General features: G+C 43.2%; 12 protein-coding genes. 4 read left to right on the forward strand and 8 right to left on the reverse strand.

All coding sequences use genetic code 11. From position 1 onward, the window contains the following. Nucleotides 1-7: 7 nt before the first annotated feature. Together WA1_RS16875 and WA1_RS16880 are read right to left on the reverse strand one after the other, a co-directional pair. A complete protein-coding gene (locus tag WA1_RS16875; RefSeq protein WP_066612905.1) occupies nt 8-208 on the reverse strand; it encodes a hypothetical protein in 201 nt (66 codons plus the stop codon). A 230-nt stretch (nt 209-438) separates the two neighbouring features. After that, nucleotides 439-1,839 carry an IS4 family transposase gene (locus WA1_RS16880; protein WP_026135398.1) on the reverse strand — a complete coding sequence of 467 codons (1,401 nt, stop codon included), beginning with the start codon at nt 1,837-1,839 and terminating at the stop codon, nt 439-441. A 105-nt stretch (nt 1,840-1,944) separates the two neighbouring features. Here WA1_RS16880 and WA1_RS16885 point away from each other — a divergent pair, with 105 nt between their 5' ends. Continuing rightward, complete coding sequence (locus WA1_RS16885) at nt 1,945-2,325, forward strand: hypothetical protein (protein ID WP_017750188.1); 381 nt, start codon at nt 1,945-1,947, stop codon at nt 2,323-2,325. A 57-nt stretch (nt 2,326-2,382) separates the two neighbouring features. Here WA1_RS16885 and WA1_RS16890 read toward each other — a convergent pair whose 3' ends face one another. Both WA1_RS16890 and WA1_RS16895 read right to left on the reverse strand, forming a co-directional pair. After that, a complete protein-coding gene (locus WA1_RS16890) occupies nt 2,383-5,244 on the reverse strand; it encodes a chemotaxis protein CheB (protein WP_066612908.1) in 2,862 nt (953 codons plus the stop codon). A 105-nt stretch (nt 5,245-5,349) separates the two neighbouring features. Continuing rightward, the gene (locus WA1_RS16895; RefSeq protein WP_272819159.1) at nt 5,350-6,882 is read right to left on the reverse strand and encodes a CheR family methyltransferase; all 1,533 of its coding nucleotides are present in this window, start codon (nt 6,880-6,882) and stop codon (nt 5,350-5,352) included. A gap of 87 nt (nt 6,883-6,969) precedes the next feature. Here WA1_RS16895 and WA1_RS16900 point away from each other — a divergent pair, with 87 nt between their 5' ends. Beyond that, a complete protein-coding gene (locus tag WA1_RS16900) occupies nt 6,970-7,548 on the forward strand; it encodes a hypothetical protein (RefSeq protein ID WP_017748756.1) in 579 nt (192 codons plus the stop codon). Here the strand turns inward: WA1_RS16900 and WA1_RS16905 are convergent. Then, entirely contained in the window at nt 7,545-8,591 is a 1,047-nt protein-coding gene (locus tag WA1_RS16905; RefSeq protein ID WP_017748757.1) for a chemotaxis protein CheB, read from the reverse strand. The genes WA1_RS16900 and WA1_RS16905 overlap by 4 nt on opposite strands. A gap of 218 nt (nt 8,592-8,809) precedes the next feature. Here WA1_RS16905 and WA1_RS16910 point away from each other — a divergent pair, with 218 nt between their 5' ends. Further along, entirely contained in the window at nt 8,810-9,496 is a 687-nt protein-coding gene (locus WA1_RS16910) for a class I SAM-dependent methyltransferase (protein WP_051077137.1), read from the forward strand. Nucleotides 9,497-9,517: 21 nt separating this feature from the next. Here the strand turns inward: WA1_RS16910 and WA1_RS16915 are convergent, their stop codons facing one another. Both WA1_RS16915 and WA1_RS16920 read right to left on the reverse strand, forming a co-directional pair. Next, a complete protein-coding gene (locus WA1_RS16915; protein WP_017748759.1) occupies nt 9,518-9,805 on the reverse strand; it encodes a hypothetical protein in 288 nt (95 codons plus the stop codon). A 71-nt stretch (nt 9,806-9,876) separates the two neighbouring features. Then, on the reverse strand, nt 9,877-10,362 hold the full coding sequence (locus WA1_RS16920; RefSeq protein WP_017748760.1) for a VOC family protein: 486 nt from the start codon (nt 10,360-10,362) through the stop codon (nt 9,877-9,879). 220 nt (nt 10,363-10,582) lie between these two features. Between WA1_RS16920 and WA1_RS16925 the strand changes: the two genes are divergently transcribed. Then, a complete protein-coding gene (locus WA1_RS16925) occupies nt 10,583-11,080 on the forward strand; it encodes a DUF4385 domain-containing protein (protein ID WP_017748761.1) in 498 nt (165 codons plus the stop codon). A gap of 112 nt (nt 11,081-11,192) precedes the next feature. Here the strand turns inward: WA1_RS16925 and WA1_RS16930 are convergent, their stop codons facing one another. Further along, nucleotides 11,193-11,504, reverse strand: a complete 312-nt coding sequence (locus WA1_RS16930; RefSeq protein WP_017748762.1) for a hypothetical protein — start codon at nt 11,502-11,504, stop codon at nt 11,193-11,195. Nucleotides 11,505-11,621: the final 117 nt, after the last annotated feature.

The following is an 11,621-nucleotide window of genomic DNA, read 5'->3' on the forward strand; positions in this document are numbered from 1 at the left end:
GCTCGCTTCACTCAGATTCTGTTTTTAAAAGTCTTTGCTCGGTGATGTCCTCGATCGCCAGTAAAATCATCTGGGTACTGTCAATCTTGAACATTTTGCGAGCTTTAAGCCGCATGATTTTACGTCCAATCCGCTCAAATTCATGCTCGACTTCAAAATCTTGAAACTGGGTATTACTGGTAAGAATTTCTTCGAGTTGCGATCGCAATTGGAGTATATCCCAATACTGCTCGGTTAAGGGAAAGTGAAGCCTAAAATTCCGAAGAAACTGTTCTCGTTTTATTTACGAGAACAAAAATGAGAGAAATTTGTATAAATGAACCCACAAGAGATGAGCAAGTATCTCTCAAGAATGTTTATATTTAATTGAAAAAATCTCTAAACCTTGTCCCTTTTAATTTTCTATCTAGTTCAACTATCTTCTACTACTAGATGATGTCAACTAGCGGTTGTAAAAATTGTAAAAGATAGTTGTTGCCGGGGAGTATAATTATTTCTATGACATCGTTTTTTAGTTTTAAATTTAGAACGAGTTTTCTTGATTACCCTCGGATTAGTTCTGCCTGAGGTTGGTGGTATTTGTAAGTCTAAGATTTCCCAGATTAACCAGCTAAAATATATATTCATATTCTCAAGAGAATGATTAACTTGCTGTTGAAACTGAGGAATAGCACGTCTGACAACTCTTAGAGAACTGGTAAAACTTAAACTTAGGGGAGATATTCCCTTGATTGCTGCACTTTGAAACATTAAATAACGTATACAATAGTGTCCTAGTAACCAACCATAAATTTCTTGGATAACTTCACGAGGATTCTTCGAGCGGATAGGAATTTTACGACCGTTCAGATGGACTTTTAACTCATCCAAGGTGTTCTCAGCTTCCCACCGTTGATGGTATTCTTGGGCTAAGAGCAATGCAGGAAAAGTTGAAATATCCATCAAATCAGTTACTAAACGATACACCTTTTCTACACCCTCAACTTCAATAATATATTCAATGACACGAACAGGTATTTTCGTCGCTCCCTTCTTTCTTGACTTTCCATCAGGAGCAAGCCAACTTAGATAGGAACCATCAGGAAAAGCTTTAACAAACTCAAATTTTACATGAGATGGCACGCGACCAAGAATATGACATTTTTGTTTGATTGCAGCATGAATCATTTTAAATGAGTGCAGTCCTCTGTCCCACATTAACAACATACTCTCCTCAACACTTCTTAATAGCTTTAAAGCTCCTTTTCTCTCTCCAATTCGATATGGACAACAAAATATGTCGATAATTAAATGAGTTCCTGCTTCGACTAAAAAAGTTAACCTAGCTTTGGGAAAAGCCGGATTTGTACCAGGACGAGAACCAGGGTAACCAAATACTTTAGCATTAGTTTCTGTATCAGGAACATCAAAAACTGTGCCATCCAAAGCCATTATTCTCAGTCCACCCAAAAAAGCACCTGGTGTTTTAATTGTTGCTAAAGGTTTTGCAACAATTTCAAATAAACGAGTCATAACAGCAGCACCAATTCGTTGTCTAGCTTCACTTATTGATGAAGATGTTGGTATCTTAAAACGTCTCTTAAAGGGGATTTGCAAAGAATTAAAACCCTGAATGAGATTTTTCAATACATCCACGATTGAATCGGAGGACCAAAAACTCATGGCGATTACTAGAGAGATTACTACGTGTGTAGGAAGTATTCTTTGACGCCGTGCGGTACTACTCGTTGTTGTAATCGCTGCCATAATCGACTCGGTAGGGATGATCTGGTTAAGAGCCAGCAGTAATTGTGCCCGATTTAGGATTTGATTGTTGAATTCAAAGTTAACTAGCATCATTAGCACTCAGTTTTGAAGTGAAATTTCGTATAAGATAATATTGATTAAAACACTTTTTGTTCTCGTAATCTATTCGAGAACTCTATCTTTCCCCAATTCCAATTGATGCCTACGAAAACTGACGATATTATTGCCAGAGCCGAACTCTTACAGCAAGCGATCGCTACTCTACAACTACAAATTCAACAAATTCAAGCTTCAGGAGAAGTTGCACCCGAAGGTTGTTGTGTCCTGCGCTACCAGGCACGCGGTCAAAAAGGAACTTACTGGTACTATAAGTTGCACGCTCAAATGCCGATTTTCCCTACGCAAACTCCTAATAAATTAAGTAAATATAAGCATTTGGGGAAAGCTGGAAGCCCCGCTCATATTGATGCTGTTATGCAAGTTACACGAAGAATGCAAATCGACACCTTAAAAAATACGATTCATTCTCTCAGACAAAACTGGATAGATTTGTACGAAAGTCTCAAAGACAAAAAATAACCTTGCCCATCCGCTTTCAGTTATCGTTTTTAATACGCGAACACATTTGACACTGTTTTACCCTTTATTTCCCTTAACCGAGCAGTATTGGAGTATATCCCACTGTCCGTTGCCCAATTCAAAAATTAACTGCTGTTCTGTTTGTATGAGCGAAACCTCAAACGTGTCGTAGAACGAACGATTTGCTGTGATGACCCGCAAGTCAGCATTCAGCACGAGCATCGGTTCCCAGACGGTTTCTACAATTGCATTAGCATAATCTTTCGCTTCTATCAATTGGGCATTACTGCGTTTGAGGTCGTCAATATCAATTAACACTAGCACTGCCCCATCGATCTTATTATCAATCGTGCGGTAGGGGCGAATTTGCAGGTGATACCAATGCCCGTCCCGGTCTTGAATTTCCTGAGCCTTTAAGTTGAGCGTCCGAATCACTTCTAAAATCTGTTGCTCTAAGTTAGGCATATTCAGCTTGTGGGTAATGTCGCTCAGGGGTCGCCCAATATCCGTTGAAATCAAGTTGAAGATGCCTTCCATTGCTGGGGTAAACTGCCGAATCTGGAGGTCAAATCCCAGCATCAAAATCGGGATATGAATACTGTTGAGCAAATTCTGCAAATCGTTGCTCACTTGCGTCGCTTCCTGGGTGCGACGGCGTAGTTCATCATTCACCGTGTTCAGTTCTTCATTCGCCGCCTGAATTTCTTCTTTTGCGGTTTCCAACTCCTCATTGGTACTTTGCAACTCTTCATTGCTCGACAAAATCTCTTCGTTGGCGGCTCTCAAGTCCTGGTTCGTGGCTTGCTGCTCTTCGATGATCGATTGCAGATGCTCTCGGCTCGTTGCGAGTTCGTGCTTGAGTCGAGCAATCTCAGCCGGTTCTCTAGTCTTGCGCTTAGAGGGGGCACTGCCATCATCGGTTGCAGGTGGTAACTCTGAAACGAGGGGGATATCTTCAAAGAGAACTAAGAAACACTCTTGAGCAGCGCCAATTTGGAATGGAATGACATTGATGGTAATTTGCCGGATGCGAGGCATGCCTAGCAGAAGGGCTTCGTTACCGCCTTCTCTCACCTGCAAGCCTTCCCGTTTGACCGGCAGCTTTTGCTGTTTTGCCTGGTAGATAGCAGTTTGTAGCTCTCGCCGCAATTCTTCTTTTGCCATTCTCAGCAGGTTCAAGCTTGCTCGACCGGGAGATGGTTCCAGATAAGGGCTAGTCTGTCCCCGAAATTGCAAAATCTCCAAGTTGACATCGACCACAACACCTGCAGGAGCATATTGATTCAAAACAATCCGGTCTGCTTCTCTCTGTAATTCCAGTTCGTTGGGAAACTGTTCTGTCGCAAAAGGTTGAGGGTTGATAATGGTTGGAGAATAAGAACTGGTAGTCAACTCGATGTTGGGTCGAGATGCTGTCAACTTTTTAGCATAAATTTTGTTTTTTTTGTCGCACAGGGTAAACAGGTCTACAAAGTCACCGACTGTTTCTGAAGTCCCTAGCATGAGAAAGGCTGTGGACTTGAGACCGTAGTGGAAAATTGGCAGGAGTTTTTTCTGTAAAGCGTTTCCTAAATAGATCAGGACATTGCGACAGCTAATTAAGTCCAGCCGCGAGAATGGCGGATCGCCAATCAGATTTTGTCTGGCAAAGACGCAAACTTCCCTTACAGATTTACTGATTTGGTAGCCTGCCTCAACCTGAACAAAGAATCGATAGAGCCGTTCTGGGGTAATATTAGCAACCTGACTGAGGGTGTAGACTCCATTGCGGGCATATTCGATCGCTGTCTCACTAATGTCAGTTGCGTAAATTTGAATCGGTATGCGGGGAACCTGTTCGGCGATAAACTCTAACAAGCAGATGGCGATCGAGTAAGCTTCTTCCCCGGTTGAACAACCTGCTACCCAGATGCGAATGGGTGTGCCTGGTGTTTTATCTTTAATGATGACGGGAAAGACCAGACTTTTTAAGGCATTGAAGCTTTCGGGGTCGCGAAAAAAACTGGTGACATGAATCAAGCAATCTTGATACAGTGCCATCACTTCTGCTGGGTTGCTCTGGAGATAGCGAGCATAATTTTCTAGGCGTTCGAGCTTGTATAACAGCATTCGCCTTTGAATCCGGCGATTTAAGGTTGTTTGTTTATAATGAGTGAAGTCGAGACCTGTTGCCTTCCGCAGCAAATTGAAGATAACGGCAAGTGCCTCCTGAGTGGTAGTCGGGGATGAGTCTGCCTCCGACTTAATTGTGGGTTGGCTTGCAATGTAGGGATGAGAGCTAATCTCAGCTAGCTTCTGGGCAATTTGGTCGGGCGGTAAGATGAAGTCTACCTGACCTGTGGCGATCGCTGTGTTGGGCATACTATCGACTTGTGCTGACTCCTGGCATTGAGCAAACGTTACACCCCCCGCCGCCTTGATTGCCTCTAGACCCTGCGCTCCGTCAGAATCGGCACCCGATAAAATGACGGCGATCCCTTTGTTGCCCCGCTCCTCGGCAAGGGAAAGCAGAAACATATCAACCGACATAAACACCCGACTGGTACTTAAGCGAGGCATGAGCTTTAGTACCCCTTGATCAATGGTCATACTGACATTAGGTGGAATCACGTACACTTGATTGGGTGCGATCGCCATGCCATGTTGCGCCTCATTCACGGACATTTGGGTTGCCCTGGAAAGAATCTGGCTAAGGGCGCTTTCCTGCTCTGGAGCCATGTGCTGAATAATGACATACGCCATGCCCGTATTGGTTGGCAAATAATTCAGCAATTGGGTAAAAGCTTCCAATCCTCCCGCAGAGGCTCCAATCCCAACCACTGGAAATAATTCATTAAAATTATCCTGCCGATTGTCAGTAGGAACTTTGCCATCAGAGGGATTGGGTTGAGATTTTTTGGAAACGCGTCTGGATGCCATGTCTAAAGCTGCTTTTCTGTCGAGCGCTATCGAGCGCCTAGCTATAAATTCAACTCTACTATAGTATTTCCGAAAAAATCGAATTACTTGAACTGAATATAGCAATCATATTTGATTTATGAAATCCGTCTGTTGATGTAAAAGCTCTAGTTCTTTCCGAGTACTTTCTAACTCGTTGTAAGCCATGCTGAGTTCATATTTTGTCTCTGCAAGGGTTTTAGAGACTCTGGCTAACTCTAAGCGAGTAGACTCCAGTTCTTGATTGAATTGCTTGTAATCATTTGTTTCAATAAATGTCAAAGTAACTCCCAGTAAATCATTTTTGGTGGTAAATACCTGCGAAATATGAATATCGAAATGCTTTGTGCTCTTGGAGGTCGTCCACTCAATATTTTTTAACACGGCTAGAGCCTGACGAGAGTGAAGTGCTTGCGTTAACGTGTTGGTACCGATTAACTTTGCAACTTTCAGATCTTGAAAAGGGCGTTTCCAATTGTTAAAGGTTAAGCCAAATAAGGTTCTTGCCCATTCATTGGCATGGAGCAGACAACCGTTTGCGTCAATGGCTAGATAAGCAAAAGAACTGGTCTCGAAGGCAGTTTCCCAGAAGTAGTTCTGAATTGGCAATAAATGAGTTGTGTGTTGTCTGTGAGACTTAGGAATGATGAGGCGGTAGTCATCTACTTCTAGCGTCAGTTCTTTGGCATAAATCCTCTGGTTTATATTAACAGGCATATAAATTTGCCTGCGGTTGATTACTGTTTCTGCCTTACCCAAGAAGAGGAAGCCCGTGTTTTTAAGCGCAAAGTGAAAACGCTTTAGGACGGAGACCTGAGTTTCTGAATTGAAATAAATCAATACATTGCGGCATATTAGGAGATCTATCTTGGAGATGGGAGCATTTTGAGTCAAGTCGTGACGAGAAAAGATAATGGTGCGGCGAAGTTCTGGGTGAAAGACATAGCCTGTTTCGGTGTACTCAAAGTATTTCTGGAGCAATTCAGCAGGAATGCCAATAATATCTTTGTTGCTGTAGGTCGCTTGACGTGCCTTCGATAGGGCTGCTTCATCCGTATCGGTGGCAAAACACTGAACTCGCTGTCGGCAAACTTCAAGACCGAGCGCTTCTGCTAATAAGATGAGAAGGCTATAGATCTCTTGTCCGGTTGCACAGCCTGCACTCCAAATTCGAATGGGTTCATCGGGTTGCTTGCTGGCAATAATTTTGGGAATAACCTCTGCTGCTAAATAATCCCAAGCTTTGCGATCGCGGAAAAAGCTAGTGACGTTAATTAGAACATCATTGAGAAGAGCACGATACTCTTCCCAATGGCGTTGCAAATATTGTAAGTAGCTCTCATAAGTGTCAATGTTGATACTTTGCATCCGGTGCCGAAACCGTCGCATCAAGCTAGAGCGTTTATAACCTGTCAAATCACAACCCTGGTTGTACTTGAGGTAGTCTAACAGGGTTTCAAATTCTAAGTTTACTTCATCCGTGTCTTGTACTCCATTGCACAAGAAGCTCTTCTGAGAAGACATTTTAGCAGACATTTTTATCCCGAACGTTAAAAAATTGACTTGAGCCGCCCCTATATGGCGGATTTTTTTACCGTCACACAGGAGTGATAGATTCATATATTCGTATGCAAATCTATATAATAGATTTGCATACGAATATATGATAACTTTAAAGAAAAATCTGAGTTTGCATACGAATCAAAAATGTCCACACTAAAAAAACTTCAATCTACCTTGGAAGCGCTCAACACCGAGCGAGCACAAGTTGCTGGGGCAGGTTGGTTTCTGCAACATTGTTGGTTAGTGCAAGTGAAGCCGGGAGGCACAGCCCGAACCAACTGTAAATACTGGCAGGTAAGAAGCCGTCAACCCATGTTTGATGGCAAGACACTAAAACACTTGAAACCGAATGAAGTGGAGGATTACAGAGTCGCGATCCAGCGGGGGCGGCAGTTAAAGCACATCGATCGCCAAATTGAAAAGCTGCAACAACAGCTTGCACAACTTACCCTTACAACGGACTCATTAAGGGCTGCATCAGAAAGTTCATCAGCCGCACATAAACCGCCTCTGCAAATTCCTATACTGCCGACTGGCGATCTTCAGCAAGCAATGAAAGAACAACTTCTAAATCAAGTGAAATTCACGAATCTAGCTGAACAAGAGCGTATCGTCACAGAAGTGCTTGCCAACAGTCAAGCATTGAGAGCTTCATTGCGGCAAGCAGTTGCTCGCAGCAAACAGTTAGGTGTCAGGAATATTGACCTCAGAAAGAAATTTTAAAAACCTTGTTTTTCTTCATTGAGCTTTATTTCTCGCTCCAGATTTTCCTGGCTCAATATTTCGTTGCTCATGACTGCTTGCCGAACCAAATCTCCTCGTCGCTTTGCGTCCTCGGCTTTTTGCAACAGTAGGTCTGCCGCCTCATGCTCGTTCATCTCGCGCAGATGCTTTGCGGTATGAGTCATCAACATTTCACTCGCTTCGATCGTGCGGATACCATCCCAGAGGGACTCCTCGATCGACTGCGTTACCTCGGCTAGAAGGGCATTAAGCGAATAGGCATGCCCTGTATGGCAGCGAAAGCGAAGCAGGTTACCTTCTTTTAACTGCAACAGTACGCCATGGCACTCAGGACACGTAAAGGGAGAAAGGTCACCTAGTTTCATAATGCCGAGTTCCAGAGCGTTATCTTGCCGCGCAACACCAACTTCAATATCCATTTTTTCAGACACCAGATTTTCCTCCTGTTCGGGAATTGCTTTGTTAACCAGATGCGCTAACAAAGCTCCCATTTCGATGATAGGCACACAATGATCGACTGCCACTGCTTTCAGCGCCGCCCTAGGCATCGAAGAGAAAAGCGCATCAGACGGGTCTTGAACAACGGCGATGCCGCCTCGCTCTTTAATAGCATATAGCCCTGCCGCTCCATCGTCGAGACTGCCGCTCAACACGACCCCAATGACTCGCGATCCATAAGACCAAGCAGCAGAGCGAAACAAGACATCGACCGCCGGACGAAAGCGGTTTTCTTTGGGACCGCGAGAGAGCCGGACAACCCCTGGCTCAACTAACAAATGGCGATCGGGAGGAGCCACATAAATACGACCCGTTTTGATTGGCTCGTTGTCAACAGCGTGTGCTACTGGCAGTGAAGTGAACCGCGCCAAAATATCGGGTAACATACTAGGGTAATCTGGGGAAACGTGCCAGACGATAAAGACAGCAGCAGGAAAGTTAGAGAGCATTTGAGAAACGAGTATTTCAAAGGCTTTAAGTCCTCCGGCTGATGCTCCGACAACAATAATATCTGGCTTTAACACTCGCTGCTCCTTACCATTTTTGCTTTTTGCTACCCCTAATCAGCCAAGGTAACATACTGGCTTGACCTACAACACTTCCTTTGGATAGGGCTATAAAACACTGACAAATGACAACCGACAAATGACAAATGACTAAAGCAAAATACGTTTTTTTTCCTTTGACTGTATTTATTTTGGGTGTGTTCTGTTTTTGGATATTTGGCTTGAAAAATATAGCGATGCTGCAAAGCAGCCGCTACGCGATCGCGGATTCTCTATCATCCTCGGTTGTTTACGAACAACGGCGTCTTCATAACCCAGATGGAATTGGTAAATTTTATATGGGTCGAGAGATAGCCAGAGTCATGGGACACACGGGTGCGGGTTGGCTGGAAAGACCAAGCCGTGAAGGTGAGGAACAGCCCAGCAAAGTGGTGAATGGTCTTAATCTTAAGTCTAGCGATATTGTGGCGGATATTGGCGCTGGTACGGGTTACATAAGTTTTCGGATTGCGCCTTTACTTTCTACAGGAAAGGTTTTAGCTGTGGATATTCAGCCAGAAATGTTGGAGATTATCGAGTTTTTTAAGCAGGAGAAAAAGATTGCTAACGTTGAGCCTGTTTTGGCGACTCTTAGCGATCCCAAATTACCACCAGAGAGTGTTGATTTGGCTCTAATGGTGGATGCTTATCATGAGTTTGAGTATCCGCGAGAGATGATGCAAGGAATTGTCAGGGGTCTGAAACCTGGTGGTCGTGTTGTACTCGTTGAGTATCGGGGCGAAAATCTTTTTATTGCAATCAAAGCTTTGCATAAAATGACTCAGAGGCAAGTTAAAAAGGAAATGCAAGCTGTCGGTTTAGTTTGGCGGGAAACGAAAGGCTTTTTACCCCAGCAACATTTTATGGTGTTTGAAAAGTCCTAAAATGTTGTATTATATTCTCGGTTAATTTTGCGATGGAAATAGGCGGGCGCTTTTGGTTGTACTATCCCAAACTATCCAAGCAAATTGGCTATCTAAATCAGTTGTATTTTCTGTGACTTTGAAATATATCTTTTCTCCGCCTCTGGTTTCTACAGCAAAGTCGCCATTTTGAGCATATACTACCTTGAAACCGCGATCGCGCAAACAATACATTGCCCAAGCTTTTAATGATTGCCTTTGCGGATCGTGTGTAATGGGAGGTCTCTTAATTGCTTCTTCAATGACTTGGTATGTCTTGGGATCGATCATTAGTGGTTAGTGGTTAGTTGTTAGTTGTTAGTGGTCAATAGTCATTTGGCAACATTCTTTCCCTCACTCCCTCACTCCCTCACTCCTCCTTGTCCCCCTGTTGGGTCGCAACGAATCTCGATCATAAAGCCATCGGGGTCATAAAAGTAGACTCCTCTACCTGTTGGACGGCTCACTGGTCCGTGGGCGATGGTAATTTGATTTTGTCTTAAAACTTCAACTGCGCGATCAAATAACTCAGGAGCGATGTCAAATGCTAAATGATATGCTCTGGTGAAAGTTCTTTCTGGGTTTGGGTCTGGTGGTGGTAAGTCTGGTTCCCAAAATAAATCGAGGATAGTGCCATCGGGGGTGACGAAATTGGCTACTTTTCCTTGTGCTACTAAATCTACGAGGGTTGCTGGAACTTCATCACCTGTCAACTCGTGCAAGCCCAAAATACCATTGTAGAATTGCCTTGACGCTTGCATATTTTGCACGTTGAGGGCTATGTGATGTACTTGTCGCAGATCTCCTACATTAAGGACTCTTTTGAGAGATTGGGAACTTGGTAGCATGGGTGGCAAATTTGACTTGTTTAGATCGGAGTCTTTTGAATTTAATTTACCATGCTCAGTGATGTCCAGATCCCCGACTTCTTCAGGAAGTCGGGGATCTAACTTTTCAATACTGCAAGGTATAAGATAATTGAGGTGTCAGAACCCCGGTTTCTTAAAGAAACCGGGGTTCTAATTTCTGCTGAGGCGACGTAGTATTGATACTTGATTAATTTATTTTATGACTTTTGATTACTCTTTAGATTTTAAAAGTATTGATTTCCGAGAAAATCCTGAACTTTATCGCGTTGGTAAGGGCGAGCAGGGAGTATTGTTGGTAGAACCGTATAAATCAGAGATTCTACCTCATTGGCGGTTTAAAACTCCTGAAATTGCCAGACAATCCAGCGAAAAAATCTACCAAATGTTTCTTGAATATTTGGAGCAAGATGATTTCGTTGGAGCAGATATGGCACGTAAGTTCTTACAGATGGGTTATACGAGATCGCGCCGCTATGCCAATCATAAGAGTGGAAAAAAATACAAAACCAATCCTCAAAAAGCAACTTCTATTGAAGCTGAAGCTAAAGCTAGAAAAGATATTTTGCCAAATGAAGTAGACCCTGTTAAAGCTGAATCAGCAGCAATATTTAAAGAAAAGTGGATGCTGGCAAAGAAAAATGACAGATATTGTCAGTTATTGGCACAGCATAAATCAATACAATGCCAAGAGCGCTGAAATCTCCTTTTCACCCAGTGTTTTAAACTACAGGAGCCGTTTTCCCTCTGAAATACTAAAGGCTTACTCCTGTAGGTTTTTCCTCGGTAACGGTAACAGTAAGACTTATTGCTTAGTAACTGATACCACGGTATTTTCGTCCTATTTCCTCAGTTACCTGGTCTTTGGGAGGGGTTAATTCTCTTTGGTCGGTGTCATTTAAGTTTTCATGATGGTCTTCCATTCGCTGCAAAAGTTTTTGGGTGGTGATGAGAATAACTAGGAGCAGCAAAAGCAAAACTTGCCATGGTGCGAACACCAAGCTTAAAGCAAAGCAGAGAGCTGCGAATATCCCCACGAAATACCCAATTTCGTCAGTACATTTTTTAAAGATATAGCCACCTACCAAGCCGGTAAATAGCGGAATCAAGAAAAACAAAGCCATTTTTCCTCACCTCTGAGCCAATAGCAGAAGCGTTAATGTGTGTATATTAGGTTTGTTGTCGGTAACAAGTGTGCCTAATCTAACAGCTATTCAGTTTTAGCTCTAACACGTTACTCA

It is taken from the genome of Scytonema hofmannii PCC 7110, assembly GCF_000346485.2.
Classification (GTDB): Bacteria; Cyanobacteriota; Cyanobacteriia; order Cyanobacteriales; family Nostocaceae; genus Scytonema; species Scytonema hofmannii.

Bases quoted from the DNA above. Each gene is read 5' to 3' on its own strand.
- WA1_RS16895 (WP_272819159.1), bottom strand. From the start codon at position 6,882: ATGAATCTATCACTCCTGTGTGACGGTAAAAAAATCCGCCATATAGGG.
- WA1_RS16915 (WP_017748759.1), bottom strand. From the start codon at position 9,805: ATGATCGATCCCAAGACATACCAAGTCATTGAAGAAGCAATTAAGAGA.
- WA1_RS16890 (WP_066612908.1), bottom strand. From the start codon at position 5,244: ATGGCATCCAGACGCGTTTCCAAAAAATCTCAACCCAATCCCTCTGAT.
- WA1_RS16920 (WP_017748760.1), bottom strand. From the start codon at position 10,362: ATGCTACCAAGTTCCCAATCTCTCAAAAGAGTCCTTAATGTAGGAGAT.
- WA1_RS16930 (WP_017748762.1), bottom strand. From the start codon at position 11,504: ATGGCTTTGTTTTTCTTGATTCCGCTATTTACCGGCTTGGTAGGTGGC.
- WA1_RS16880 (WP_026135398.1), bottom strand. From the start codon at position 1,839: ATGATGCTAGTTAACTTTGAATTCAACAATCAAATCCTAAATCGGGCA.
- WA1_RS16900 (WP_017748756.1), top strand. From the start codon at position 6,970: ATGTCCACACTAAAAAAACTTCAATCTACCTTGGAAGCGCTCAACACC.
- WA1_RS16910 (WP_051077137.1), top strand. From the start codon at position 8,810: ATGCTGCAAAGCAGCCGCTACGCGATCGCGGATTCTCTATCATCCTCG.
- WA1_RS16885 (WP_017750188.1), top strand. From the start codon at position 1,945: ATGCCTACGAAAACTGACGATATTATTGCCAGAGCCGAACTCTTACAG.
- WA1_RS16925 (WP_017748761.1), top strand. From the start codon at position 10,583: ATGACTTTTGATTACTCTTTAGATTTTAAAAGTATTGATTTCCGAGAA.